Annotated in this window: 24 protein-coding genes and 2 pseudogenes; 15 read left to right on the forward strand and 11 right to left on the reverse strand. The window is 71.4% G+C overall.

Features of this window, described 5'->3' with window-relative positions; all coding sequences use genetic code 11:
• Window positions 1-1,427: 1,427 nt before the first annotated feature.
• Window positions 1,428-2,459: a class II fructose-bisphosphatase gene (gene glpX, locus Q3Y56_RS22780; RefSeq protein ID WP_304463705.1), complete on the reverse strand. Its 1,032-nt coding sequence runs from the start codon at window positions 2,457-2,459 to the stop codon at window positions 1,428-1,430.
• Between the two features lie 178 nt (window positions 2,460-2,637).
• Here glpX and Q3Y56_RS22785 point away from each other — a divergent pair, with 178 nt between their 5' ends.
• Window positions 2,638-3,171 (forward strand): DUF4245 domain-containing protein, encoded by a 534-nt coding sequence (locus Q3Y56_RS22785; RefSeq protein WP_304463706.1) that lies wholly within the window; start codon window positions 2,638-2,640, stop codon window positions 3,169-3,171.
• Window positions 3,172-3,296: 125 nt separating this feature from the next.
• Here the strand turns inward: Q3Y56_RS22785 and Q3Y56_RS22790 are convergent, their stop codons facing one another.
• The 4 genes from Q3Y56_RS22790 to Q3Y56_RS22805 form a co-directional block, all read right to left on the reverse strand.
• Window positions 3,297-3,887 (reverse strand): malonic semialdehyde reductase, encoded by a 591-nt coding sequence (locus Q3Y56_RS22790; protein ID WP_304463707.1) that lies wholly within the window; start codon window positions 3,885-3,887, stop codon window positions 3,297-3,299.
• Between the two features lie 153 nt (window positions 3,888-4,040).
• Complete coding sequence (locus Q3Y56_RS22795) at window positions 4,041-4,307, reverse strand: exodeoxyribonuclease VII small subunit (protein ID WP_304463708.1); 267 nt, start codon at window positions 4,305-4,307, stop codon at window positions 4,041-4,043.
• A gap of 10 nt (window positions 4,308-4,317) precedes the next feature.
• Window positions 4,318-5,538: an exodeoxyribonuclease VII large subunit gene (xseA, locus tag Q3Y56_RS22800; protein ID WP_304463709.1), complete on the reverse strand. Its 1,221-nt coding sequence runs from the start codon at window positions 5,536-5,538 to the stop codon at window positions 4,318-4,320.
• 233 nt (window positions 5,539-5,771) lie between these two features.
• Window positions 5,772-7,484 carry an APC family permease gene (locus Q3Y56_RS22805; protein ID WP_304463710.1) on the reverse strand — a complete coding sequence of 571 codons (1,713 nt, stop codon included), beginning with the start codon at window positions 7,482-7,484 and terminating at the stop codon, window positions 5,772-5,774.
• Between the two features lie 74 nt (window positions 7,485-7,558).
• Here Q3Y56_RS22805 and Q3Y56_RS22810 point away from each other — a divergent pair, with 74 nt between their 5' ends.
• Together Q3Y56_RS22810 and ppgK are read left to right on the forward strand one after the other, a co-directional pair.
• A complete protein-coding gene (locus tag Q3Y56_RS22810; protein WP_304463711.1) occupies window positions 7,559-8,560 on the forward strand; it encodes a 4-hydroxy-3-methylbut-2-enyl diphosphate reductase in 1,002 nt (333 codons plus the stop codon).
• Window positions 8,561-8,761: 201 nt separating this feature from the next.
• Window positions 8,762-9,544, forward strand: a complete 783-nt coding sequence (gene ppgK, locus Q3Y56_RS22815) for a polyphosphate--glucose phosphotransferase (protein ID WP_304463712.1) — start codon at window positions 8,762-8,764, stop codon at window positions 9,542-9,544.
• On the opposite strand, the gene Q3Y56_RS22820 is transcribed toward ppgK, so the two are convergent.
• Window positions 9,432-10,016, reverse strand: a complete 585-nt coding sequence (locus Q3Y56_RS22820; RefSeq protein ID WP_304463713.1) for a DUF6542 domain-containing protein — start codon at window positions 10,014-10,016, stop codon at window positions 9,432-9,434. The genes ppgK and Q3Y56_RS22820 overlap by 113 nt on opposite strands.
• Window positions 10,017-10,369: 353 nt before the next feature.
• Between Q3Y56_RS22820 and ychF the strand changes: the two genes are divergently transcribed.
• From ychF to Q3Y56_RS22840, 4 genes are all read left to right on the forward strand, one after another.
• On the forward strand, window positions 10,370-11,458 hold the full coding sequence (gene ychF, locus Q3Y56_RS22825) for a redox-regulated ATPase YchF (RefSeq protein ID WP_304463714.1): 1,089 nt from the start codon (window positions 10,370-10,372) through the stop codon (window positions 11,456-11,458).
• A 197-nt stretch (window positions 11,459-11,655) separates the two neighbouring features.
• Window positions 11,656-11,937: a type II toxin-antitoxin system Phd/YefM family antitoxin gene (locus Q3Y56_RS22830; RefSeq protein WP_304463715.1), complete on the forward strand. Its 282-nt coding sequence runs from the start codon at window positions 11,656-11,658 to the stop codon at window positions 11,935-11,937.
• Entirely contained in the window at window positions 11,934-12,188 is a 255-nt protein-coding gene (locus tag Q3Y56_RS22835) for a Txe/YoeB family addiction module toxin (protein ID WP_304463716.1), read from the forward strand. Before Q3Y56_RS22830 ends, Q3Y56_RS22835 begins: the two co-directional genes overlap by 4 nt.
• A gap of 160 nt (window positions 12,189-12,348) precedes the next feature.
• The gene (locus Q3Y56_RS22840) at window positions 12,349-13,365 is read left to right on the forward strand and encodes a hypothetical protein (protein WP_304463717.1); all 1,017 of its coding nucleotides are present in this window, start codon (window positions 12,349-12,351) and stop codon (window positions 13,363-13,365) included.
• Between the two features lie 7 nt (window positions 13,366-13,372).
• On the opposite strand, the pseudogene Q3Y56_RS22845 reads toward Q3Y56_RS22840, so the two are convergent.
• Window positions 13,373-13,489, reverse strand: a pseudogene (locus tag Q3Y56_RS22845) (type II toxin-antitoxin system RelE/ParE family toxin); the annotation flags it as partial.
• 216 nt (window positions 13,490-13,705) lie between these two features.
• Between Q3Y56_RS22845 and Q3Y56_RS22850 the strand changes: the two are divergent.
• The 5 genes and pseudogenes from Q3Y56_RS22850 (at window position 13,706) to Q3Y56_RS22870 (ending at window position 17,104) form a co-directional block, all read left to right on the forward strand.
• A pseudogene (locus Q3Y56_RS22850) lies at window positions 13,706-14,208 on the forward strand (NAD(P)-dependent oxidoreductase).
• A 154-nt stretch (window positions 14,209-14,362) separates the two neighbouring features.
• Window positions 14,363-14,503, forward strand: coding sequence for a lasso RiPP family leader peptide-containing protein (locus Q3Y56_RS22855; RefSeq protein ID WP_304463718.1), 141 nt, complete (start codon window positions 14,363-14,365; stop codon window positions 14,501-14,503).
• Window positions 14,504-14,764: 261 nt separating this feature from the next.
• Window positions 14,765-16,450 carry an asparagine synthase-related protein gene (locus Q3Y56_RS22860; protein ID WP_304463719.1) on the forward strand — a complete coding sequence of 562 codons (1,686 nt, stop codon included), beginning with the start codon at window positions 14,765-14,767 and terminating at the stop codon, window positions 16,448-16,450.
• Window positions 16,431-16,688, forward strand: coding sequence for a lasso peptide biosynthesis PqqD family chaperone (locus tag Q3Y56_RS22865; protein WP_304463720.1), 258 nt, complete (start codon window positions 16,431-16,433; stop codon window positions 16,686-16,688). The genes Q3Y56_RS22860 and Q3Y56_RS22865 overlap by 20 nt, the downstream gene beginning before the upstream one ends.
• Window positions 16,685-17,104 (forward strand): lasso peptide biosynthesis B2 protein, encoded by a 420-nt coding sequence (locus Q3Y56_RS22870; protein WP_304463721.1) that lies wholly within the window; start codon window positions 16,685-16,687, stop codon window positions 17,102-17,104. Before Q3Y56_RS22865 ends, Q3Y56_RS22870 begins: the two co-directional genes overlap by 4 nt.
• 28 nt (window positions 17,105-17,132) lie before the next feature.
• On the opposite strand, the gene Q3Y56_RS22875 is transcribed toward Q3Y56_RS22870, so the two are convergent.
• Together Q3Y56_RS22875 and Q3Y56_RS22880 are read right to left on the reverse strand one after the other, a co-directional pair.
• A complete protein-coding gene (locus Q3Y56_RS22875) occupies window positions 17,133-17,651 on the reverse strand; it encodes a GNAT family N-acetyltransferase (protein ID WP_304463722.1) in 519 nt (172 codons plus the stop codon).
• A 28-nt stretch (window positions 17,652-17,679) separates the two neighbouring features.
• A complete protein-coding gene (locus Q3Y56_RS22880; RefSeq protein WP_369696782.1) occupies window positions 17,680-18,294 on the reverse strand; it encodes a MerR family transcriptional regulator in 615 nt (204 codons plus the stop codon).
• 93 nt (window positions 18,295-18,387) lie between these two features.
• Between Q3Y56_RS22880 and Q3Y56_RS22885 the strand changes: the two genes are divergently transcribed.
• The 3 genes from Q3Y56_RS22885 to Q3Y56_RS22895 are packed head-to-tail and all read left to right on the forward strand — an operon-like array spanning window position 18,388 to window position 23,517.
• Complete coding sequence (locus Q3Y56_RS22885) at window positions 18,388-18,813, forward strand: DUF3291 domain-containing protein (protein ID WP_304463724.1); 426 nt, start codon at window positions 18,388-18,390, stop codon at window positions 18,811-18,813.
• Complete coding sequence (locus Q3Y56_RS22890) at window positions 18,810-20,486, forward strand: MFS transporter (RefSeq protein WP_369696783.1); 1,677 nt, start codon at window positions 18,810-18,812, stop codon at window positions 20,484-20,486. Before Q3Y56_RS22885 ends, Q3Y56_RS22890 begins: the two co-directional genes overlap by 4 nt.
• Window positions 20,479-23,517, forward strand: coding sequence for a SpoIIE family protein phosphatase (locus Q3Y56_RS22895; protein ID WP_304463725.1), 3,039 nt, complete (start codon window positions 20,479-20,481; stop codon window positions 23,515-23,517). The genes Q3Y56_RS22890 and Q3Y56_RS22895 overlap by 8 nt, the downstream gene beginning before the upstream one ends.
• A gap of 25 nt (window positions 23,518-23,542) precedes the next feature.
• Here the strand turns inward: Q3Y56_RS22895 and Q3Y56_RS22900 are convergent, their stop codons facing one another.
• Complete coding sequence (locus Q3Y56_RS22900; protein ID WP_304463726.1) at window positions 23,543-24,118, reverse strand: Uma2 family endonuclease; 576 nt, start codon at window positions 24,116-24,118, stop codon at window positions 23,543-23,545.
• 77 nt (window positions 24,119-24,195) lie between these two features.
• Entirely contained in the window at window positions 24,196-25,503 is a 1,308-nt protein-coding gene (locus Q3Y56_RS22905; RefSeq protein ID WP_304463727.1) for a DNA sulfur modification protein DndB, read from the reverse strand.
• Window positions 25,504-25,879 lie beyond the last annotated feature (376 nt).

Raw genomic sequence — 25,879 nt, forward strand, 5'->3', positions numbered from 1 at the left:
GACCGGGGATTCACCCCCCCCCCGGCGTTCGCCGACGCGGGGCCGCGGGGGCGCGGCGACCTCTGCCGGAGCGGTGCCGTGGCTTGCCGCCGGACATGTGGGCGGCGTGGCCGCCGCCGAGGGCATGGGCGGCGTGATGACACAGCCGAACGCGTGGGTTGCGTGGCCGCCGCTGAAGACGTGGGCTGCGTGGCGCCGCCGGGACCGAGGACGCGACGGTGTGACCGTCGTTGAACGCGCGGCCGTGTGAAGCCGCCGGACAAGTGGGCTCCGTGGCCGTCGCCGGAGACGTGCGGGCGGCGCGATGCCGCTGGACACGTGGGCTGCCGGCTCGCTGCCGAGGGCGCGCGGGCGGCGTGGCCGCCGCCGACGACCGGAAACGGGCCGGGCCCCGCGAGCGAGGCGGGGCCCGGCCCGTTGCCGTTGGTCGGGTGCGTGCGCCGGGCGGCGCGCCGTCGTCTGGGTCGTCTGTGGCGGGTCGTTGGGCGTGGGCTTCTCTCCCCTGACCCGCCCCTTCCCACAACTGGGGCTCCGCCCCGGACCCCGGTCCTCAATCGCCGGACAGGCTGGGCCGCACCGATGCGCGGCGCGCGGCGGAGTGCCGCGTGGCCGACCCCCTCGTTGTTGTCGGCGGTGCGCGGTCACGTCGCGGTCCGGGGAGAGCCGGGGGGAGCCGGACAACCCGGCCACCTGGCGGTCCGTACCCGCCGTTCCGCACCTCGCCGGGCCGCACGGCCGTAACAGGAGTGACGTCCGATCGGCGGCCCGACGGCGGGGCCGCCGCCACATCGGCCGGACCGCCGAACCTGGACTGGCGCCGTGGCCACCGGCCGACAGCGACGTCACGCCACCGGCACGGCGGTCAGCCTGACGGATGGCGAGGCCGCCCCAGCCGACGGGCGGTCGCCACGGTGTCGCCGTAGTCACCAGGCACGTCGCGGTCCGGCCGTGCCGCTTGCACGGCCGCTGGCACCGGCACGGCCGGTGCCAGCGGCGCGGCGATCAGCCGTGGCCTCGGCCGTCACCACGAGGAGGTCCCGCCGTGACGCGGCCTCGGCGGTCACCAGCGCGTCGGCTCCGCCGCGAGGTGACCCCGCCCGGCCGCCACCACGCGCCGGTCCTGCCGCGAAGCAGCCTCCGTGGTCACCGCGCGTACCGCGGTCGGCCGCGGCGCGGCGCCACCACGAGCCGGCCGCGCCGCGACATGGCCTTTCGGCGGTCACCATGTGCGCGATCCCGCCGCGCAGCGGCCCCCGTGGCCTCGGCGCTCACCAACAAGCTGGCCCCGCCGTGACGCGGCCTCGGCGCTGACCAACGAGCCGGCCCCGCCGCGACGTGGCCCCGGCGGCCACCCGTGTGCGACCCCGCCGCGCCGCGGCCCCCGCGGTCACCCCGCGTGCGACCCGGCCGCGCAGCGGCCCCCGGCCTCAGCGGGCGCGGTCGAAGTCCACCGACGCGTACGCCCGCAGCTTCGACAGCCGGTGCGTGGAGTCGATCTGCCGGATCGTGCCGGACTTGGACCGCATGACCAGCGACTGCGTGGTCGCGGTCTCCGCGCGGTAGCGCACGCCGCGCAGCAGGTCGCCGTCGGTGATGCCCGTGGCGACGAAGAAGACGTTGTCCCCGCGGACCAGGTCGTCCGTGCCCAGGACCCGGTCCAGGTCGTGGCCCGCGTCGAGGGCGCGCCGGCGCTCCTCGTCGTCCTTGGGCCACAGCCGGGTCTGGATCGTGCCGCCCAGGCACTTGATGGCACAGGCCGCGATGATGCCCTCCGGCGTGCCGCCGATACCCATCAGCAGGTCCACGCCGGTGCCCTCGCGGGCCGCCATGATCGCACCGGCCACGTCGCCGTCGGAGATGAACTTGATACGGGCGCCGGTCTCCCGGATCTCCTTGACGATGCCCTCGTGCCGGGGGCGGTCGAGGATGACGACCGTGACGTCCTCGGGGCTGGAGTTCTTCGCTTTCGCGACCCTTCGGACGTTCACGCCCACCGGCGCGGTGATGTCGACGAACTCGGCGGCCTCGGGACCGGTGACGAGCTTCTCCATGTAGAAGACCGCGGACGGGTCGAACATCGAGCCGCGCTCGGCGACGGCCATCACGGAGACGGCGTTGGCCATGCCCTTGGCGGTGAGGGTGGTGCCGTCCACCGGGTCCACGGCCACGTCGCACTCCGGGCCGGTCCCGTCGCCCACGCGCTCGCCGTTGTAGAGCATGGGCGCGTTGTCCTTCTCGCCCTCGCCGATGACCACGACGCCGTTCATCGAGACGGTGTGGATGAGCGAGCGCATGGCCTTGACGGCGGCGCCGTCCGCACCGTTCTTGTCACCGCGCCCCACCCAGCGGCCCGAGGCCATGGCGCCGGCCTCGGTGACCCGGACGAGCTCCAGGGCCAGGTTGCGGTCGGGGGCCTCGGGGCTGACTTCGAGGGGAGAGGGCAGAGCGTGCTCGGTCATCGGAGCGCACCTTTCTGTACGGCGACGGCCGGAATGAGGGTGCTCATGACTTTATCCGTTCATGGTGAATGTGAGCAGGGCGCCCCACGCATGAGCGGAACGTGAGCGGAACCTTGACACCCGCCGGGCCCGTTGCCGGGCGCATCCGGCCATAGGGGACCATAGGCGGGTGGCAGATATGCGTGACAGGAAGCCGAAGACGGCGCGCGGGCTGGTGCAGTCCCTGGCGGTGGTCGTCGGAGTCGCCGGGGTCATCTACGCCTTCACCGCGTACGACGAGGACAAAGACCCGATCAAGACGGTCGACTACAGCGTGGAGCTCGCGACGACGCGCCGCGCCGCCCCGTACCCGGTCGCGGCCCCGCAGCCGGGACGCCTGCCCGACGGCTGGCGCGCGACGTCGGTGTCGTACGAGCCCCAGAGCAAGGTGGGCGCGGCCTGGCACCTGGGCTTCCTCGACCAGGACAAGCAGTACGTGGCCGTCGAGCAGAGCGACGGCCGGCCGGCGACCTTCATCGACGAGGTGACCCAGGAAGCGCGCGCGACGGAGAAGACGCAGCGCATCGGCGGCGAGACCTGGCACCGGTACGCGGGCCCGAAATACGACGCGCTCGTGCACAAGGGCAAGGGCGTGACCACGGTGGTCACCGGCACCGCCTCGTTCGCGCAGCTGACGAAGATGGCCGCCGCGCTGCAGACCGAGAAGGGCTGAGCGCGGCGGCCGGAGGGGGACGGGGTCCTGCGGGGGATGTCGGACCCCGTCTTCCGGGGCCCTGCGGGGTACGGGGCCTCGGAAGGGCCACCGCATGGGGGCTGCGGGGCCGATCGGGGGTCGGGTCAGACCGTGGTGACGACCTGGTCGTAGGCGAGCCGCGGGGAGCGCGGGTACCAGGCGTTCTCACCCGGCTTGCCGATGTTCACGACCATCAGCGGGGTGTGGTCGTCGTCCAGGAACTCCTTCTGGACGCCGGCGGGGTCGAAGCCCGTCATCGGGCCGGCGGCGAGCCCCGCGGCGCGCACGCCGAGGATGAAGTACGCCGCCTGGAGCGAGCCGTTGAGCGCCGCGGACTGCTCGCGGGCGCCGCGCTCGGCGAAGAAGACGTCCTTGGCCTGCGGGAAGTGCGGGAAGAGCGCGGGCAGCTCGTCGTGGAACTCGTTGTCCGCGGCGAGGATCGCGACCAGCGGCGCGGTACGGGTCTTCTCCTGGTTGCCCTCGGCCATGTGCGGGACCAGACGCTCGCGGGCCTCCTCGGAGCGGACGAGGACGATCCGCAGCGGCGACTGGTTGAACGCGGTCGGCGCGTACTTCACCAGGTCGTAGATCGCCTGGACCTGGTCCTCGGTGACCGGCTCGGCGGTGAAGGTGTTGGCGGTGCGGGCCTCACGGAAGAGCAGGTCCTGGGTGGCTGCGTCGAGGGCGAGAGTCATGGCGAACCTTCTGGGTGCGGACGGGTTGTTCTGCCATCAACTACCGTACACCTCATGTATTAAGTTTCAACTAAATGCGGGGCGGAGTGCTCCTCATCACAGTGCGTGCTCACGATGCGTGCTCACAGTGCGTGCTCACGGTGCGTGCTCGGGTCAGGCGTCCTCTGCCTCGCCGTCGGCGGCAGGGGCGCCGTCCGGGCGGGCCAGGGCCGCGTCGAGGCGGGCGCGGGCGCCGTCGAGCCAGCGGCGGCAGACCCGGGCGAGCTCCTCGCCGCGCTCCCACAGCGCCAGCGACTCCTCCAACGTCGTGCCGCCCGCCTCCAGGCGGCGTACCACCTCGACCAGCTCGTCGCGCGCCTGCTCGTACCCCAGGGTGGACTCCGCGGTCATACCGTCCCGGTCCCCGTCCGTTGTCGACATGCCCCACACCCTATGCGGGGTCACTGACAGCGGCCCGGACCGTGAACTCGCCTTCGGCGACCCGTGCCCGGAGCCGTTCGTCCGCCGCGACCTCGGCGGGGTCGCGGACCACCGACCCGTTCGCGTGCTGGAGCACCGCGTACCCCCGGCGCAGCGTCGCCGCCGGGGACAGGGCCAGTACCCGGGCACGGGTGTGCTCCAGCTCCGAGTCGGCCCGGTCCAGCAGGTGCCCCAGGGTGCGGTGGCCGCGCTCGATCAGCGCGTCGACCTGCTCCGCGCGCTCCTCCACCATGCGGTGCGGCCGCTGTATGCACGGCCGGGCCAGCGCCGCGGCCAGCCCGTGCTCCTCGCGGTCCAGGAAGCCGCCCACCGCCCGCAGCGCGCGCTCGCGCAGCTGCTGGATACGGGACAGCTCCTCGCCCACGTCCGGGACGATCTTCTTGGCCGCGTCGGTGGGGGTGGAGGCGCGCAGGTCCGCCACCAGGTCCAGCAGCGGCGAGTCCGGCTCGTGGCCGATCGCGGAGACCACGGGGGTGGCGCAGGCGGCCACGGCCCGCACCAGCTGCTCATCGGAGAACGGCAGCAGGTCCTCCACACTGCCGCCGCCGCGCGCCACCACGATCACGTCGACCTCCGGCAGCGCGTCCAGCTCCCGGACCGCCGCCACGACCTGCGGCACCGCGTGCACGCCCTGCACGGCGACGTTGCGCACCTCGAAGCGGACGGCGGGCCAGCGCAGCCGGGCGTTCTCCAGGACGTCCCGCTCCGCGGCCGAGGCGCGGCCGCAGACCAGGCCGATGAGCTGCGGCAGGAACGGCAGCCGCTTCTTCCGGTCGGCCGCGAAGAGCCCCTCGGCCCCCAGCGACCGCTTGAGCAGCTCCAGCCGGGCCAGCAGCTCGCCGACGCCCACCGGGCGGATCTCGGCGGCGCGGAGCGACAGCTGGCCACGCGGCGCGTACCACTCCGGCTTGGCCTGCACCACGACGCGCGCGCCCTCGGAGACGACGTCCGCCACCTTGTCGAAGACCGAGCGGAAGCAGGTGACGGACAACGAGATGTCGTAACTGGGGTCGCGCAGGGTCAGGAACACCACCCCGGCGCCGGGCCGCCGGGACAGCTGGGTGATCTGCCCTTCGACCCAGACCGCCCCGAGCCGGTCGATCCAGCCGCCGATGAGCCGGGAGACCTCGCCGACCGGGATCGGGGACTCCGCCGAGGTGTCGAGTGCCATGCGCCGAGCGTATCGGCCGCCACTGACAGGGGATCCGGTCGGCGTGCGAGGCGCTGGATGTATCCGGTCGGCGTGCGGCCGCGTACGTATCCGTCAGCGCGTGACCCGCGGAGGGATCCGCTCAGCGCGGGAGCCGTGCACGTATCCGGCTGGCGCGCGAGGCGCGTGTGTGTCCGGTCGGCGCGCGGGGCGCGTACGCATCCGCTCGGCGCGCGACGCGTGTGCGAATCCGCTCAGCGCGCGGCCCGCGTCGAGAGCTCGCGTTGCGCCAGCAGTACGGCCAGCCCCATTGCGCACCAGACCAGCCCGGCCACCTGCGCCACCCCCGCCGCCCGCGCGATCACGGCGACCGAGATCCCCATGCCCAGCAACGGCACCACCAGATGCCGCAGCGGATGCCGGACCGTGTGCCGTGCGTCCGCATGCCGTGCGTCCGCATGCCGTGCGTCCGCATGCCGTGCGTCCGTATGCCGTGCGTCCGTATGCCCGCGGATCCAGAACCAGCCGATCACCGACGCGTGCAGCAGCGTGAAGGCCGTCAGCGCCCCGATGTCCACCACCGACACCAGCCGGTCCAGGCCGTCGTCGCGCCGCGCCGCCCACACCGCCGCCACGAGCGTCAGCGCGCCCGAGCCGAGCAGCGCCCGGCGCGGCACCCCGCTGTGGGCGTCCACCTTCGCCAGCGTCGCCGGCAGCCGCCGGTCGCGGGACATCGCGAACACCAGCCGCGCGGCCGCCGCCTGCCCGGCCAGGGCAGCGAACGCCGCGCCGATCGCCTTGCTCACCGCCACCAGGTCGCGCAGCCAGTCCCCGACGGCCGCGGCCACCATGTCGTAGAAGGCGGACCCCTGCCGCGCCGGATCGCGTGCCAGCTCCGCCGCCGGGACCGGCGACAGCAGCGCCGCCAGGTACGTCTGCGCGACGAACAGCACCCCAGCCACCACCAGGCAGGTCAGCACCGCCCGGGCGACCTGTGCCGAGCTGCCCGCACGCCGTCCGCCGCCGCCCGGCGCCGGAAGCGCTGCACGCCCCTCCGGCGCCGGAAGCGCCGCGTGCCCCTCCGGTGCCCGAAGCGCCGCACGTCCCTTCCGCTCGTCCTCCGCGTCCTCCGCCTCCTCCGCGAAGGACGCGATGGCGTCGAAGCCCAGATACGACAGCACCGCCACCGACACCGCGGTGAGTACCGCCCCCATGGAGAACGACCCCTGCGCGGTGAACGGCGAGACCCAGTCGCGGCGTGCCCCGTGCACCGCCAGCCGCTCCAGGGCCACCGCCACGAACACCACCAGCACCGCGATCTCCATCGCCAGCACCAGGAAGCCGACCCGCGCGGCGGCCCGTACGCCCCACAGGTTCAGCCCCGTGGTGACCACGACGGCGACGGCCGTCCACACCCACCGGTCCACCTCCGGAACCAGCGCCTCCATCGCGATGCCCGAGAACAGATACGCGACCGCCGGGATCAGCAGGTAGTCGAGCAGCGCCATCCACCCGGCGACGAACCCCGCGCCCTCGCCGAGACCCAGCTGCGCGTAGGTGAACACCGACCCCGCCTGCGGGGCGACCCGCACCATTTGGGCGTAACTGAAGGCGGTGAGCGCCATCGCGGCCGTCGCCACGACGTAGACGAGCGCGACCGCGCCGCGCGAGGTGGCGTCGAGGGTGCCGAAGACGCCGACCGGGGCCATCGGGGCGATGAAGAGCAGACCGTAGACGACGAGGTCGCGGAAGGTGAGCGTGCGCCGCAGCCCGCCGCCACCGGAGCGATCGCCCCCGGCTCCGCCCCTACGGCCACTGCCACCGGAGCGTTCGCCCCCGACACCGTCCCTACGGCCACTGCCACCGGCGCGTTCGCCCCCGACACCGCCCCCACGATCACTGGCGCCGCCACGGCCTGAGTCGGCGCGGTCGTCGCCGCCGGCGCCGTCGCCGCGCCGCACCGCCATCCGGCCTCCTCGTAGCGCTCGGCCCCAGTCTGGGCCAATGTCCCGCGCTTTCCGGGCTGCGCCACGGCCTTACGATGGGGGGCATGACTGCAACGCCTTCCCGCCGGGTCCTGCTCGCCGCCCCCCGGGGCTACTGCGCGGGCGTGGACCGTGCCGTGATCGCCGTCGAGAAGGCCCTGGAGCAGTACGGCGCGCCGATCTACGTGCGCCACGAGATCGTCCACAACAAGTACGTCGTGCAGACCCTGGAGCGGAAGGGCGCGATCTTCGTCGAGCAGACGTCGGAGGTCCCCGAGGGGTCGATCGTGATGTTCTCCGCGCACGGCGTGGCGCCCGTGGTCCACGAGGAGGCCAAGGCCGGCAAGCTCGCCACCATCGACGCGACCTGCCCCCTGGTCACCAAGGTCCACAAGGAGGCCGTGCGGTACGCGAACGAGGACTACGACATCCTCCTGATCGGCCACGAGGGCCACGAGGAGGTCATCGGCACGTCGGGCGAGGCGCCGGACCACATCCAGTTGGTCGACGGCCCCGGCGACGTCGCCAAGGTCGAGGTCCGCGACCCGTCCAAGATCGTCTGGCTCTCCCAGACCACGCTCTCCGTCGACGAGACGATGGAGACGGTCGACGCGCTGAAGCAGAAGTTCCCGCTCCTCGTCTCGCCGCCGAGCGACGACATCTGCTACGCGACGCAGAACCGCCAGCAGGCGGTGAAGCAGATGGGCGCCGAGTCCGACCTGGTGATCGTGGTCGGCTCGCGCAACTCCTCGAACTCCAAGCGCCTGGTCGAGGTCGCCAAGCTCGCGGGCGCACGCGAGGCGTACCTGGTGGACTTTGCCTCCGAGATCGACGAGGCCTGGCTGGAGGGCGTGGCGACGGTCGGCGTCACCTCCGGCGCGTCCGTCCCCGAGGTGCTGGTCGAGCAGGTCCTGGAGTGGCTGGCGCAGCGCGGCTTCGAGGACGTCGAGATCGTGAAGACGGCCGAGGAGTCCATCACCTTCTCGCTGCCCAAGGAGCTGCGCCGGGACCTGCGCGCGGAGGCGGCGGCCGCGGCGGCTGACGCCGACGAGGACTGACGCGGCGGTTGACCCCGACGGGGACTGGCACGGCGGCTGACGCCGACGAGGACTGACACGGTCGGCTGACCCCGGCGAGGCATGACGCGGAGGACTGAGGATGCCTGACGCGGCGCGTCGCGACCGCGGCGGCTCCCCGGCGGACCGCCCGTTCCCGCCGGTTGACGGGTGCGCCCGACCGTACCGCCCTAGCCTGGCGGCATGAGTCTGACGAACGTCTTCGGCGTGGACATCGGCGGATCGGGCATCAAGGGCGCCCCGGTCGACCTGGAGCGCGGCGACCTCGCCGACGAGCGCTTCAAGGTGCTGACCCCGCAGCCCGCGACGCCGGACGCGGTCGCGGATCGCGTCCGGGAGGTCGCGGAGCACTTCGGCTGGGCGGGCCGCCCGGTCGGGGTCACGTTCCCCGGTGTGGTGACCGACGGTACGACGCGGACGGCCGCCAACGTCGACAAGGGTTGGATCGGCGTCGACGCGGCCGGGCTGCTGAGCGACCGGATCGGCTCACCCGTCACCGTGGTGAACGACGCGGACGCGGCCGGGTACGCGGAGATGACCTTCGGCGCGGGCCGGGGCCGTACCGGCACGGTCGTCCTGCTCACCTTCGGCACCGGCATCGGCAGCGCGGTCTTCACCGGCGGACGGCTGGTCCCCAACACCGAGCTGGGCCATCTCGAACTCGACGGGCACGAGGCGGAGAAGCGCGCCTCGACGAAGGCCAAGGAGGACCGCGACCTCAGCTGGCAGCAGTGGGCGCGGCGGGTGGGGAAGTACCTGGCGCACGTGGAGATGCTGCTGTCGCCCGAGCTGTTCGTGATCGGGGGCGGGGTGAGCCGCAAGGCGGAGAAGTTCCTGCCGCTGATCGAGGGCGTCAGGGCCGAGATCGTCCCCGCTCAGCTGCAGAACAACGCGGGGATCGTGGGGGCGGGGATGGCTGCTGCCGCCGCTGCTCATGGCGTCGCCGCAGCTGCTGTCGGCGATTGACCAGCGCGACCCGGCGTACGAGGACGATCACGGCGGTCAGCAGCGTTCCGGCGTAGAGCCAGCCCGCGCTCAGAGACAGCGAGGTGAACACGCCCATCGCCTGGCCGCCGAGCCCGTCCCCGCTGTCGTTGGCCGGGAAGAGCCCGAGCAGGAAGGCGATCGGCGTGCCGACCGGGGCGGTGAGCAGGTCCGCGGGCCGCACCCACAGCCCGCAGGCGGCGCAGGTCAGGAGGTAGAGCACGCCGTACATACCGGCGGAGCCGGAGAACAGCGCGTCCAGACAGCCCGCGGCGAGCATGGCCACCGCGGCGAGCAGCCCGGTGCCGAATCCGGTCAGTCGCGGTCTGGGCATGCGAACACGCAGGGCGAGCGCCCAGGAGGCCGGGCCGGTGGCGGCTACGGTGCCGTCGGCGGCGGGGCGGGGCGGCGGGGCCGCCGTGCGGCGGGGCGGACGCGTGCTGTGTGGCTCCACCCCACCAACCTAGGCGGCCCGAGGCAAGGAGCAGACCCATGGACACGCTGTTTGACTCACCTTGGCGGCGTGTTCGAACGATTGTCGGAGAATAAGGAGAGAGCACCGGAGGGGCGACCAGGAAGGCGGCCCGGGCGGCCGCGACTGCGGCCGGGGAGGTGACCCGGGCGGAACGGGCGGCCGCGACCGCGGCCAGGGAGGCGGCCCGGGCGGGACGAGCTGGCTGATCGCGACCAGGGAGGCGGCCCGAGGAACGCGGCCCGGGGTGGTGTGCGCCCCGGCCCCGTAAACTGGGGGACCGGCCCTGCCCGGGCCCGGTCCTTTACCCCTCATCCGTTACGGGAAGTCGCCACGTGTCGCTCACGATCGGAATCGTCGGTCTGCCGAATGTCGGTAAGTCGACCCTGTTCAACGCCCTGACCAAGAACGACGTCCTGGCGGCCAACTACCCGTTCGCCACCATCGAGCCGAACGTCGGCGTCGTCGGCGTGCCCGACCCGCGCCTGGACAAGCTCGCCGAGATCTTCACCTCGCAGCGCAAGCTCCCCGCCACGGTCGACTTCGTCGACATCGCGGGCATCGTGCGCGGTGCGAGCGAGGGCGAGGGCCTGGGGAACAAGTTCCTGGCGAACATCCGCGAGTCCGACGCGATCTGCCAGGTCATCCGGGCCTTCAAGGACGAGAACGTCGTCCACGTCGACGGCAAGGTCTCGCCGAAGGACGACATCGAGACGATCAACACCGAGCTGATCCTCGCCGACCTCCAGACCATCGAGAAGGTCCTGCCGCGCCTGGCCAAGGAGGCGCGCATCAAGAAGGACGTCCAGCCCAAGGTCAAGGCCGTCGAGGAGGTCAAGGCCATCCTGGAGGAGGGCCGCACCCTCTTCTCGGCGGGCATCGTCCAGGGCACGGAGCAGGCCGCGATCCTGCACGACCTGCACCTGCTCACCACCAAGCCGTTCCTCTACGTCTTCAACGTCGACGAGGACGAGCTGACGGACGACGCCTTCAAGGACGAGCAGCGCGCCCTGGTCGCCCCGGCCGAGGCGATCTTCCTGAACGCCAAGCTGGAGGCCGACCTCGCCGAGCTGGACGACGAGGAGGCCCTGGAGCTCCTCCAGTCCGTCGGCCAGGACGAACCGGGCCTGGCCACCCTCGCCCGCGTCGGCTTCGACACCCTGGGCCTCCAGACGTACCTCACGGCAGGCCCGAAGGAGGCCCGCGCCTGGACGATCAAGAAGGGCGCGACGGCCCCCGAGGCGGCCGGTGTGATCCACACCGACTTCCAGAAGGGCTTCATCAAGGCCGAGGTGATCTCCTTCGGCGACCTGGTCGAGACCGGCTCGGTCGCCGACGCCCGCGCGGCGGGCAAGGCTCGCATGGAGGGCAAGGAGTACGTGATGCAGGACGGCGACGTGGTGGAGTTCCGCTTCAACGTGTAGCGGGTGACCTGCCACCACATCGCTGATCTGGCAAGCGTTCAGGTCAGAAGGGGTCCACTCTCCTGGGAGTGGACCCCTAGCTCTTTCCCGTGCTGGTTCGGTGCTGGGATAGCTGATCGCCCATCAGCCGCTTCCCTCCCCCTGGGGGCGCCGAGAGTGGTACGTTATTAGGTACCACTTGATGGAGGAGTCGAGTCATGTCCATAACCGCGAGTGAAGCCCGCAAGGAACTCTTTCCTCTGATCAAGAAGGTCAACGAGAACCACGAGGCCATCGAGATCGTCTCGAAGCACGGCAACGCCGTGCTTGTCTCGGCTGAGGACTACGCTGCGCTGCGCGAGGGCTCGTACTTGCTGCGCTCGCCGGCGAACGCCCGGCGGCTGCTCAAGGCGTACGAGAATGCCCTGTCCCACATCAACGTGTCGGAGCGTGAGCTGATCGATCCGGACTCGGCGGACGCTGGTGCGGGTGCCGCGTGAGGCTTGTCTTCGAGGATCAGGGCTGGGAGGACTACACGTCCTGGCTCAAGAACGACCGCAAGATGCTCGCTCGGATCAACAAGCTCATCGAGGACGTCAGGCGTGATCCCTTCTCGGGAATCGGCAAGCCTGAGCCGCTGAAGTACCACTTGCCGGGGGCTTGGTCGCGACGGATCGACGACGAGCACCGCCTCGTCTACTTGGTGACCAATAAGGAGATCGTCATCCTCGCAGCCCGGTACCACTACTGATCGGTGAGTGTGCGGTGTGTGCTGGGATGCCCCTCCTCTGCCGCGATTACCTCGTCGAAACCTCCGTTTCCGCAGGTGGAATCTCTGCGTTCGACGTTCCGCTTCACTGTGTAGCTGAGTTCCGGTCCAACTTCGGTGTGAAGAAATGGGGAGTCGCTGAATGGCTGATGTCACCTTTCTGAGTCAGGCTGAACCGGTCGATGAGTACGGCCGTGCTCTTTACGCGGTATCGCGATCAATCCTGAGGGCTCACTTCGATGAATTGTCGCAAGCGGACCTCGAAGACCTCAATTGCGATCGGGTGGACGTCACATTTCGACAGCTCGCTAAGCTTGCTCGCCTCCACCGCGACAAGGGGTCGCGTGGAGATGGGTTTGAGTGGGCCGTTCACGAGGCGATTGTCGGCGGTGAACCACGCGTTGTCGATCTGGTCGGCGAAGCACTCAAGAAGGTGAGCCCTAGGTCATTCGCCAACTTGGACAGACCGACGTCCTTGATGTTCGGGCACGAGCGTGCACGTCATCTCGGGTTCACTGATGCTGTTGTCAACAACGCCAGTGGTGATGCGGTGTTGCTGCCTGACGGATCAGGTCGGCCATTTGCATTTGGATCCTGGGTGCCGATCGCTGCTCGCGGTGTCGCCGCCGAGCCTGAGCTTCGGGAACGGATCAAGAAAGTATGGAAGACCGATCTGTTCCTGAGTAGCGCAGAGAAGGCGCGGTTTGCTGCCGCGACTATCAAGAGTAATTGGCATCAACTTGAAGACGGTAACGGGCTCCGAGTGGCGATTGTTCCTCAGGCGCTAGACCTTCCGGCGGGGTATCAGAGGTGGCAGAGTCTCCACCTGGTTGCACTACCGGACCCGGACGGCTTCATGGGCTTGTTCAACGATGCATATGAGGCAGTTGCTGAAGCGGTTCTGACGGTTGGCAGGCACGATCGTGCGCCCTACTACTACAAGCCGAGCGCGAAGGCGCAGAAGATCCAGGCGCAACTGGAGAAGTACGGGAAGGTGAAGGTGGTCGACATACTTGACGCCCTGAACGAAGCGGCGCAGCAGAATCTGATTACTGTCGACCGAAAGCTCATGTCGGTGGAAGCGCCTATGTGGCTCAATATCAATGAAAAGCGCACGCCCATCATTGCACCGAGACCTTCGTTCGAGAAGCTCGACTGATCTCGGAGAGGGGGCCGGTCTCCAACTCGGTTAGCTTGGCCGGGATGCGCAGCGCCGTGTCGCGAGGGTTCTTCCGCAGCTCGGCCTGTGCTTCCGTTCGGAAGACGGTCCGGTACTTACGCACCGCGCGCCAGCGTCTCCCTCATTAACTCGCACCGTGCTGGATCGGTGCTGGATGAGGACTTCGGAATCCGCGTTTTCGCAGGTGGGAGCTCTGTGCTGACTGTTCCGCTTCAACGTGTAGCGGGTGACTCACCGCTACTTCCCTGTTCTGGCAAACGTGCAGATCAGGAGGGGTCCGACTCTTCGGAGTCGGGCCCCTGGTTTTTCCCGTGCCGGCCTGGTCCGCTACCGGTACTTCGGCAATCCTGGAGTCCGCGAGGCCGTCGGCGGCGCCGTGGACGTCCGCGAGCTCACGCTGTCCTGGCCGCACACACCGTTCGGCCCCGTCGGCGAGGTGATCGAGGCGTCCGGCACCGAGGACGAGCTGATCAAGGCACCTGCCCCGCCTGAAGCTGGTGTGCGTCAGCCCCGGCGGCCCCGTCAACGCCGACCTGGAAGCGGCGACCCGGCACGGCGTCGCCGTCTGCTACGCGCCTGGTCGCAACGCCGTCGCGACCGCCGAACGCACCCTCACGCTGCTCCTCGCCGCTGCGCGCGGTGTGCGACGCCCTGGACGGCGGGCAGTTGTCGGGGGCGGGCTTCGACGTATACCCGCACGAGCCGGTCCCGGCCGACTCCCGCCTCCTGACCGCCCCGGGCATCGTCATGACCCCGCACATCGCGGGCGCCGGCCAGGAAGTCGCCCACAAGGCGGGCCGTGTGCCCAGCCCCACAGAGTAAGGCGTGGTCGATGGCGTGTGGTGTCTCGCCGGCGGGACACCGCACGCCATCGCCGTCATGGGGACAGGGACATGACAGCCAACGTACAGTCGCACGGCCATTCGGTGTGATGGAGGTGGAAATTCCACTTCCGATGTGATGGGAGGTGATTGCTGTGAGCGAGGTACTGAAGAACATCGGGACCGAGGATGTCTACGAGCCGCCGCTGCTCGTCGAGGCGGGCGAGTACGCCGAGGCGACCCAGGGCAGCATCGGCAGGTTCCCCGAAGTGTCGTTCAACTGGTGGCCATTCTGAGCTGCTCGTTGGGTGTAGGCCCCCGACCGTTGTGGTCGGGGGCCTACACCCCCACACCATCACCCACCCTGCTTGGAGAAGTTGATGGGCGTCACGTTGGCCCCCTGGTTCGTTGTCCTTCCTGACCAGGATCTGTCCCCGGATCTTCTCGATCGTCTGCGGAACCTGTCAGGACCGGACTCGTCCCAGGTCGTCCCGCACCCCTCGGGCCGGCCCTGGCTGGTCGGCCGATGGTCAGACGACGAGATGACCGTCTGCGCTGTGGGTGAGGTACGGCTGGCCGTAGCCGGGATCTGTTCCCTGAACGCCGCCGAACTCGCCTCACGTGCCGGGAGGATTCGCGCCACCGCGGACATCGAGGCGGCCCTGTCGGGCGCCCACGGCTCTTTCCACGTGTCGGCGTCCGTGGCAGGCAGGTCCTATGTCCGTGGAAGCTTCTCGGGGAAGCGGCGGGTGTACCGGGCCCAGGTCGACGGCGTCACGGTGTGTGCCGATCGTGCCCATGTCCTGGCCCGGCTGACCGGTGCCGAGGTGGACACCGCGCAGCTGGCGCTGCGGCTCGCGGGTGTCACTGTCCCGCATCCGCTCGCTGACAGTGCGTCGTGGTGTGGAGTGGGTGCCGTACCGCCCGCGGAGGCTGTGGAGTTGAAGCCGGGGGGTGGTGCGCGCGCCCTGCGGTGGTGGCGGGCGCCCGCGGCTGAGCTGCCGCTGCGGGAGGCGGCGGCCGGGCTGAGGGAGGCGCTGCGGCGGGCGGTCGCGCTGCGCGTCCGGCCGGGGGACGTGGTGGCCGCGGACCTGTCCGGTGGCATGGACTCGACCTCGCTGTGTTTCCTGGCGGCCGAGGCGGGGGCCCGGCTTGTGACCATGACCCTGCACTGGAGCGCGCCCACCAACGAGGACCGCGCCTACGCCACCCTGGCCGCCCAACGCCTGCCCCTCGTCGAGCAGCTGGTGTTTCCGGCCGGAGATCTGCCTGCCTGCTTCGCCGGGCTCGACGAGCGTGTGGACCCGGGCGACGGGCCGTCGCTGGTGAAGCGCGACCGGCTGATACAGCAGCACTTGGCTGAGGAGATGCGTTCGCGCGGAACCCGGCTGCGGCTGTCGGGACACGGTGGAGATCATGTCGTCCAGCCGCCCGCAGCCTATGTGCATGGGCTGCTGCGCCGCTCCCCAGTGGCCGGTCTGCGGCACGTGGCCGGGCTCCGCGCGCGCTATCGTCAGCCACTCGGGACGACCGTGGCGGCGTTGCTCGACCGCCGCTCGTACGCCTCCTGGCTCGCCCATGCCGCGGGGCAGGACCTGCGCACGCCCGCGCCGATGATGGACTTCGGCTGGGGCGTGCGCCCGCAGCTTCCGCCCTGGGCGAGCGACCAGGCGGTGGAGCTGTCCCGCGAGCAGCTGCGTGCGGCGGTCCGGGACGCCGTCGAACCGCTGCATCGCGAGCGCGGTCGGCACGCCTGGATCGCCGCCGTGCAGCAGGCGGGGCTGGGCGACGTGCACATCAGCCGCGACGCGGCGTTCGCGGGACTGCCCCAGCACACACCGTTCTGTGACGACGCCGTGGTCGAGGCGGCGCTCGCCGCCCGCCCGCACGAGGCCGCGAGCCCCTGGTCGTACAAGCCGCTGCTCGCCGCCGCCATGGGCGGCCTGGTGCCCGAGCCCATCCTGCGCCGGACGACCAAGGACCACTGCATGCCGGAATGGCAGGAGGGCGTGCGTCGGCAGCGACGCACCCTTGCCGCCTGGGCCGACGACTCCCGTCTCGTGGCGGCGGGCGTGGCCGACGAGGCGGAGCTGCGCCGGGCACTGCTCTCGCCCGGACTGCTGTCCGGCGGCGTGAGCGAACTGGAGGCCACACTGGCCGCGGAGGCGTGGCTGCGCGACGTGGAACATCAGGAAACCCTGAACCACTCGAGGGAGATGAACGATGCACCGACTGCACGCTGATGTGAGCGCCTGCGCCACGGACGACGGCATGGTCCTTCTCGACGAACGCGACGGGCGCTACTGGCAGTTGAACGGCACCGGCGCCCTCGTCGTCCAGGCCCTGCTGGACGGCGCCACGCCGGAGCAGATCGCCGAACGGCTCGCGGCCACCCGCCCGGTGACCCGGGAGCAGGCGATCGCCGACGTCACGGCGGTGGTCGGACACCTCACCCGGGAAAGGCTGGTTTCCTCGTCGTGAGCCAGATTCTGGACACCGGTGGCATCCGGCCGACGCTCGGCTCCCGGATCGCCGTCCGCACCGCCGTCGTCGCCGCCCGGCTCCTCGCCCGACAGCCACCGCGCCGGATCCGAGCAGTCCTGGGCCGGGTGCGGCGAGGGGCCCGGCCCGCGACGTACGAGGAGGCCCTGCGGGCGCGGCAGGAGGTGACGACCGTCAGCACCCTGTGCGCGGGCCGCTACTGCCTCCCGCGCTCGCTGGCCACCACCCTGCTGTGCCGCATGCGGGGACATTGGCCCACCTGGTGCAGCGGGGTGCGCACCACGCCCTTCGGGGCCCACGCCTGGGTGGAGGCCGAGGGCAGACCCGTGGGCGAGCCCGACGACACCGTCACCTACCGGGCGATGATCAAGGTGTCGGCGCAGGAACGGACCTGACCGGAGGTCCCGGCGAGCGGACCGCGGGTCAGTCCCGCGCGTCCACGTACCCCAGCCGCCGGTTCATGGAGATGGCGCTCGCGTTGGCGGGGTGGTGGAACGTGCGGACCCGCTTCGCCCCGCACTCCCTGACGAAGCGCATCCCGTAGGCCTTCATGGCGATCGAGATGCCACGTCCCCGGTGGGGCGCCCGCACCCCGGTCATCTCGTTGAACAGGAAGTCGTCGTGCCGTGACGTCGCCGCGAGCCCGACCCAGGTGTCGCCGTCCAGCGCGATCACGACGCCCCGCGGGTCGTAGGAGGGGACGGCGAAACGGCGCTCGACGAACTCCTCGTACGTGAAGAACTCGCCGCGCTCGGGGATGTCGGCGGAGCACTCCTTGTTCAGCTCGTACAGCGCGCGGCGGTGCTCCGGCGTGTCCCCGAGGTCGGCCAGCGTGGTCAGCCGGATGCCGGCGGACCGGCACCGCGTCACGTATTCCTCGAAGACGTCCGCGTCGTACGAGGCCACGTCGAGTTCGAGCTTCACCCACTGGTCGTCGGTCATGTCGGCCATTCTCACCCTTCGCGGGTGGTCAGGCTCCGTAGCGCCTGGCCGACTCGTTCTCCTGGGCGAGCCGCCGCAGCGACAGCAGTACGGGCTCGAGGAGCACGGTGAGGACCACCGCGCGTTCGGCCCGATCGAGTGGGTCGTCCGTGTCCTGGAGCTGGTCGAGGTCGAGGGTCGCGGTGCGCCGGGCCAGTTCCGCGTAGGGGAGGAGGGTCTGCCAGTCGACGTCCACGCCCAGGGAGCGCAGGGTCGTCAGGGTCTCGGCGATGACCTGCTTGGCGGGGGCGTGGTCGGAGACCTGCCAGTCGACCGCCTTCACCAGCTCGTCCACTTCGTCGACCGCCGTCCTGCTCGGCTTCGCGGCGGCTTTGTCGACCGGCCGCGCGCCCAGGACGATGCCGAGCATCTGGTGCATGTCCGAGACGTGCGCGGAGACGCCGGCGAGAACCTCCTTGGCCCCGCTCACCGAGAGCCCGCGCACGCCCACCAGGGCGCGGATCAGGCGGAGGCGGCGCAGGTGGAGCTCGCTGTAGTCGGCCTGGTTGACGGCGGTGGCCTCGCCTTGGGGCAGGAGGCCCTCCCGTAGGTAGTACTTGATCGTCGCGACCGGCACCCCGCTGCTCCGGCTCAGCTCAGACATTCGCACGGTTGTCCGCTCCCCACTGGATATGGATAGCTTCACAGTCTACTGTGGATAGTGACACTCTCCACTATCGGCAGAGAGGGCAGTACTGTGCCGACACTTCCCTGGACAGCTCCGAATCCGGCCACTCCCGGGACACGGGCCCTGGTCATGGCATCCCGTTTCGAGGTGCGGTCCCCGCGCGACGTGCCGCGCTTCCTCCTGAAGTCGTTCAGCGCCTGGGGGCAGGTGCGGAAGGCGCCGGGGGCGCTCGGCGCCTCGCTCATCGCGCAGCCGATGAAGCGCACCTTCTACACGCTCTCCGCCTGGGAGAGCCGTGACGCGCTCTACGCCTACGCCCGCGCCGAACCGCACCGCAGCATCATGACCGGCCTGCGCTCGACCTGCCGGTCGTCGACCTTCGACTTCTGGGACGTGCCCGTCGAAGAGCTCCCCCTCAGCTGGGACGACGCCAGGCGCCGGCTGCGCGCCAAGCGCGCCGCGGACGAGGCCGAGCGGAGGACCGATTCTGCATGACCACGCCGAAATCCGCGGGTGAGGCACCTGCGCAGGCCCCCGGGGAGCACACCGTCCCCCTGTGGCTGACCATCGTCGCGTGCAGCGTCCCGATGTTCATGGTGGCGCTCGACAATCTGGTGGTCTCCACGGCGCTGCGCACCCTCGCCGTCGACCTCGAGGCGTCCACGTCCGACCTCCAGTGGTTCGTCAACGCCTACGTCCTGACCTTCGCCTGCCTCCTGCTCACCGCCGCCGGACTCGGCGACCGCTTCGGGCGGCGCAAGGTCTTCGTCCTCGGCATCGTCGTCTTCACCGCCTCGTCCATCGCGTGCGGCCTCGCCGAGACCACCGGCCAGCTCATCGCGGGGCGCACCCTCCAGGGCTTCGGGGCCGCGGCCGTCATGCCGCTGTCCCTGACGCTGCTCGCGGCGGCCGTCCCCGAGCGCAAGCGCGGCCTGGCGCTCGGCCTCTGGTCCGGCATCAGCGGGCTGGCCGTGGCGGGCGGGCCGGTGGTGGGCGGCGCCGTGGTCGACGGCCTGGACTGGCAGTGGATCTTCTGGGTCAACGTGCCCGTCGGCGTGGTCGCCGTACCACTGGCGCTGTGGGTGCTCAAGGAGAGCTCGGTGCCCGACACCCGGCTCGACGTGCCCGGCATGGTGCTCGCCACCGGCGCGCTCGTCGGCATCGTCTGGGCCATCGTCAACGGCGGGCAGGACGGCTGGACGTCGGGCCGCATCCTGGCCATGTTCGGCGCGGGCGCGCTCCTGCTCCTGCTGTTCATCCTGTGGGAGCGCCGCGCCCCGAGCCCCCTGCTGCCGCTCGGCTTCTACCGGGTCCGGGCCTTCGTCCTGAGCAACATCGTCTCGGCGACCATGTACTTCGGGGTCTTCGGCTCGATCTTCCTGCTCTCGCAGTACCTCCAGATCGCCCCGGCGCGCACCCCGCTGCACGCGGGTGTGCTGACCCTGGCCTGGACGCTGATGCCCATGGTGACAGCGCCGCTCGCCGGCCTGATCACCGACCGGGTCGGCGGCGGCCGCCTCATGGCCCTCGGCCTCTTCCTCCAGGCCGTCGGTCTCGCCTGGATCAACCTGGTGGCCACCGACGACACCCCGTACTCCAAGCTCGTCATCGCCATGATCCTCGGCGGTACGGGCATGGGCTTCGCCTTCGCGCCCACCGCGGCGGTCGTGCTGGGCTCGGTCCCCCGGGAGCATCAGGGCAAGGCATCCGGCGCCAACACCACGGTCCGCGAGATCGGCGGCGCCCTCGGCATCGCCGTCCTGAGCACGGTCTTCGCCGACAGCGGCAACGACCGCAGCCCCAGGCATTCGTCGACGGGCTGCACCCCGCGGTCTGGGTCGGCGTGGGAGTGGTGCTCTTCGGCGCCCTCTGCGGTCTGTTCATCTCCCGCCCTCCGCGGGCGGGCGACGACGCCGGTCCCGCCGGCACCGCCGGGGATTCCCGTACCGAGGAACCGGTCGGGGCCTGACCCGAGGGTCCGGCCAGAGCCTGCGCCGAGGGGCCGGCAAGGACGCTTGCCCCGGGAAACCGGCCAGGGCCTGCCCCGGGGCCCCTCGGGCCTGACGCCACAACCGCCGGCGCGCCGTTCACCCGTCGGTGGCACATCCTGGTGGAGAGGACTCGTATGCGTCCGTCCCGGGAGGGCGCGGCATGGGTGGCATGGGTGAGGACACGCCGGGGCCGGGGGAGGCCCGGCCGACGGCCGATGGCCCGGGCGGCGGCGGTGCGGAGGACCGGCTGCCGCGCCGCCTCGCGTTCGAAGAGGCCCTCGCCACGCCACTGACCGACGCCGTACGCGCCGCGGGCGGCTACGGCGGCGGGGTCTACCTCCGGTCACGCGACCGCAGAACGCTCGTGCTCGCCATGGTCGCCGGGGTGCCCAGCTCGGTGATCAGGAACTGGTGGCGGCTCCCGGTCAGCGGCGCGCTGCCCGCCCCCGAGGCGTACCGCTCCGGGCGGCCCGTCCACCTCGCGGACGAAGGCGAGACCATGCGCCGCTTCCCGCAGCTGTCGGTCGGGATGCCGTACCGGTTCGCCTCCCACTGCCAGCCCGTACGCGTCGGCGACGAGGTCGTCGGCATCCTGTACGTGCTGTGGGCGGCCGGGAAGGCCCCCGCGCCCGAGGCCCTTGACGGCCCTGATGGCTCCGGCGGACCCGATGGCTCGGGCGGACCCGTCCGTTCCGCCGCCGAGGACATGGGGCGGTCCCTGGCCGCGCTGGCGGCGCGGGGCAGGCGGGTGGAGTACGAGGACGACCCGATCAGCGTGCGGCTGCCCGCCGAGGTCGCCGGGGTGCGGGTGGGGCTGATCGACTGGGACCTCGACTCCGGCGCGTTCGTCGCCGACGACGAGGCCTGCGCCGTCCTCGGCGTCGATCCCGGCGACTTCGGGGGCACGATCGCCGACCTGGAGCGCCGGGTCTGCCCGGACGACCTGTACGAACTGCGGGCCGCCGAGCAGGATCTGGAGGAGCGGGGGTGGGTGCGCGGCCGCACGTTCCGGGTCCGGGACACCAGCGCCGAGCCTGACGAGACGCCTGCTGGCGCCTATGCCGATTCCGCGGGCGGCGAGGACGTCCGGTACCGGCCCGTCGAACTGTGGGCCCGATCGGTGCGGCTGCCCTTGCCCGCGCCTGGGGCTTCGCCCGCGCCTGAGCCTGGGCCGCCGCCTTCCCCCGCGCAGTCGCCGTCTTCGCCCCCGCAGCCCTCTTCGCCTGCACCCCCGGCTGAGGGCAGGGCCGGGGCCGGGGCCGGCCGACCACCGTCCGTGTCGGGCGGTGCCCCGGCGCGTGGCAGCTCACCGTCCGTGTCGGGCGGTGCCCCGGCGCGTGGCAGCTCACCGTCCGCGTCAGGTGGTGCCCCGGCCCGTGGCAGCTCACCGTCCGCGGACACGCTCCCGCCCGTCCACGGCCCGCCGCCGTCCGGCCCGGCCGCCGGGCCGCCCGTCCACGGCCCGCCGCCGTCCGGCCCGGCCGCCGGGCCGCCCGTCCACGGCCCGCCGCCGTCCGGTCCGGCCGCCGGGCCACCCATCCACGGCCCGCCGCCATCCGCCCCCGCCGCCGGGCCGCGCCGCCTCGTCGGTGTCGTCGTCGACGCCGTCTCCGGGACCACCGCCGCCGAAGCCGCCGAGCGGCTGCCCGACGGGGTCTTCTCCCTCGACCAGGACGGCCGCCTCACCTACGCCAACCACCGCGCCGAGGAGCTGCTGCGCACTCCCCGCGCCCAACTGCTCGGCCGGTACCCGTGGCACATGATGCCCTGGCTGTCCGACCCGGAGTACGAGGACCGCTACCGGGCGGCGATGCTCTCCCAGGAGCCCACCTCCTTCATCGTCCGCCATCCGGCCGGGGAGTGGCTGGGCTTCGTGCTCTACCCCGATGTGCACGGGCTGACCGGCCGGGTCTTCCCCAGCAAGCCGCCCCCGCGGCACGCGCGGCCCGGCAGGCGCCCTGAACCCGTGCCGCGGGCGGCGATGCCCCATGCCGTCGCGGTGACCCGGCCCGGCGCCCTCTACCAGGTCGTCCACATGGCCAGCGTGCTCACCGAGGCCGTCACCGTGCGCGAGGTCTGCCGGGCCGTCGCCGACCACCTCATGCCCATGATCGGCGGCTACGAGCTGGCCCTGTACCTGGTGCGGGACAAGCGGATGCACCTGGCCTGGGAGTCCGGTTACCCGGAGGGCTTCCTCGACCGGTTCGAGGGCGTCGGCCTCGACCAGCGGCTGCCCGGCGTCGAGACGATGACCACCGGAGTGCCGATCTTCTTCGAGTCGCCCCGGCAGCTGGCCCACGCCTACCCCGGCATCGCGATGGACCCGATGCGGGCCTGGGCCTTCCTGCCGCTGATCGCCTCCGGCCAGGCCGTCGGCTCCTGCATCCTCGGCTTCGAGGCGCCGCGCGTCTTCACCGCCGACGAGCGCGCCACGCTGACCGCGCTGGCCGGGCTGGTCGCCCAGGCGCTGGAGCGCGCCCGGCTGTACGACGCCGAGTTCGCCCTCGCCCGCGGCCTCCAGGACGCGCTGCTGCCGCACCGGCTGCCGCCGGTTCCCGGGCTGCGGACGGCCGGGCGCTATCTGCCGGGTACTCAGGGCATGGAGATCGGCGGCGACTGGTACGACGTCATCGAGTCGGCGCGCGGCGTCGCCCTGGTCATCGGGGACGTGGAGGGCCACAGCGTCGCCGCGGCCGCCGTCATGGGCCAGCTGCGCAGCGCCGTGATCGCCCTGGCGCCCACCGCGGCGGGCCCCGGCGAGGTCGTCAGCCGGACGAACCGGCTGCTGATGGACCTGGACGCGGGCCTCTGCGCCACCTGCTGCTACATCGAGCTGGACCCGAGAACGGGCACCGGCCTGGGCGTACGCGCCGGCCACCCGCCACCCGTGCTGCGCCGCCCCGACGGGCGCACGGAGGTACTGGACCTGGCCGGCGGCACCATGCTCGGCGTGGTCCCGCTGGGCGACTACCCGGTGACCCCGGTGACGCTGCCGCGCGGCGCGGTCCTGGCGCTGTACACCGACGGGCTCGTCGAGCAGCCGGGACAGGACATCGACGCGGGGATCGCGGCGCTGGGCGAGAGCCTGGCCCGTACGTCGACCGATTCGCTGGAGTCCATGGCGGACGACGTCATCCAGGTGGCCCGGCGCACGGAGGACCGACCGGACGACGTGGCGCTGCTGCTGACCATGTACGCCGGACTGTGACCGGACTATGAGGGGCCGCCGCCCCTCACTTCCCGGGGACCAGGCGGTCGAGTTCGAGCCCGATCGCGAAGGGCACGTCGCGCTTCAGAGCACCCCGATAGATCCCGGACGGGGCGTACCGGCAGGTCGGGCGATCCAGCTCGTAGACGTGGACGACCGGCCGGCCGTGCTCTTCCTCGACACACCAGTAGTGCCCGATGCCTGCCTCCGCGTACTTGCGCAGCTTGACCGTGCGGTCGCGGTGGGCGGACTCGGGCGAGACGACCTCGACGACGAGGAGCACATCGCCCGGTGCGTACCAGGTGCGATCCGGCTCGTAGGGGGCCGTCGTCACCAACAGGTCCGGCTCGGGACGATTGCGGTCGTCCAGGCGGATGGTCATCTCCCGTTCGACCTCGATGCCGTCCGGCGCCTGCTCCATGAGCGCGAGGGTCAGGGCGGTGACGAGACGGCCGTGCCAAGACCGCTGCGGCGACATCATGAAGACAAGTGCTCCGTCGATCAGCTCAGTGTGGCGGGGCGCGTCGGGAAGATGATCCAGGTCCTCCGCGAGCCACCCCTCAGCGCGGGGCGGGCGCATCCAGTCGGGTAGGGCGGCCATGTCGCCAACGGTAGCGAGTCGTCGAGCGCTGGGCCACGCGCTCGGGGCCGGTGGTGCGGCACGGTCGGCCGTGCTCGTCATCCAGGGGGCGCGGCCGCCGTGGCGTGGGCAGGGGCCGCAGTCCCGATCTGCATGCGGACCTGGCGGTATCGCGGCGATGTGGGATCCTCCAGAGCCGTGGCGGTCTTGGAGGCGTTGTCCTTGATGCCGCCTGCCAGGGAGAGCATGCTCTTGCCGGCCGGCGGAACGAAAGTCCGCTTGCCCACGATGCCGTCCCAGACGGCGGGGACACGGGCCCAGCAGACATCTGACAGCAGGGAGATGATCTCCGATGCGCTGCGCCGGGGTTCGGCCGCCCAGGGCATGGAGCGGTGTGCCACGACGCCCAACGCGGCGAGCATGGCCGGGGCCGCGATGACCGTCGACGTACGCATGTCGAACTGCCCGGCGAAGGCCCCGAAGAGCGCAGTGCTGACCTCGGCCACAGCCAGCCGCGCCGCCTTTTCTGTACAACCATCGGGTGGCTCGTTGACGGGCCCGCTCGTCTTGGCGATCCCGGCACGGCCGAACAACGCGGTCACCACGAACGCACGCAGCGACGACAGCGTCATCCACTCGGTGTCGCTGTCCCCAAGCTGGCGCTTGGTCTCCGAAACGAGCCTCCGCAGCGGGACGTCCTCGCCATGGACCGAGCGGGGGATCACGACGTCGTCCAGGAGCCACTGCGCGATGTTGGTCGCGATGCTGCTGGAGTCGTTGCGCAACGCCACATTCTTGTTGGGGACGACGCCCAGCAGGTTCCGGTCGTGGAAGATCTGCCGTGCCGCGACCACATCGATGCCGTTGTAGATCTCGACGCTCACGACGCGATGGTTGACCTGGGCCTTCGCCAGTCCGTACGCCGCCGGGTCCTCCAGGAGGAGCAGGTGGGCCAGGTGCTGGGTCTCGGCGTCGACCAGAATGCCGGTCGTGCCGTAGGGGACGTAGGCGAGCAGGACGTCCCCGAACGGGCTCCTGGCGCGCACCACGTCCATCTCGCCCGGGAGCCACAGGGCGAACGGCGGGGTGGCCCAGCACTCACCGCGCTCGCCCTTCAGGCTCGCGGCGATGTAACCGGCGCAGGCCCGGGCGTTGTCCTTCTTCTTCGTCCCCTTGATGGTCCGCTGGATCTCGTTCCGCAGTTCGGCCTGGGTGCGCTGCTCCTCCGAGAGGTACCTCAGCTCCTTGACCGCCTCGGCCTGGCGCGGATCGGGTACGAGGCTGTGCAGCTGGTCCCATCGCATGGCGGCGATGTAGCGCATCGGCGCCACCGGCGTGACCCGTAACGCGTGGCCGCGCGACGGATCGAGCTGGTCGACGTACTCCGGCCCATGCGGGTCGTGCATTCCGGTTCCTCTCGGCTGAGCTGCGGGCGGTCGGGACTGCGGGGGCTCCGCACTGTAGCCGGTGGGGGGACCGTGAAGACGTCAAACAGCGTGACCGCCGGGCTTTATATATGTGCGGTCGTCCTCATGTCCCATGAGGACGACCGCACATATCGAAAAGTTGTCAACCAGGCGTGGGGCATGCAGAGTTGGGGCCCACCGGCACGTGCGGCGAACTGGAGGGGGCGTCCGGGTGAGCGTCGGCGGTTCGGGCATTCCGCGTCTTCAAGAGCTGACGTACGTCGAGGTGGCCGCGCGGAGCGTGGCCGCGGGCGCCAGCTTCGAGGAGATCCGGTACGCCCTGGTCGACCGGGCCGCGGCGGTGGCCCGGGACAAC

It is taken from the genome of Streptomyces sp. XD-27 (genome assembly GCF_030553055.1).
GTDB lineage: Bacteria > Actinomycetota > Actinomycetes > Streptomycetales > Streptomycetaceae > Streptomyces.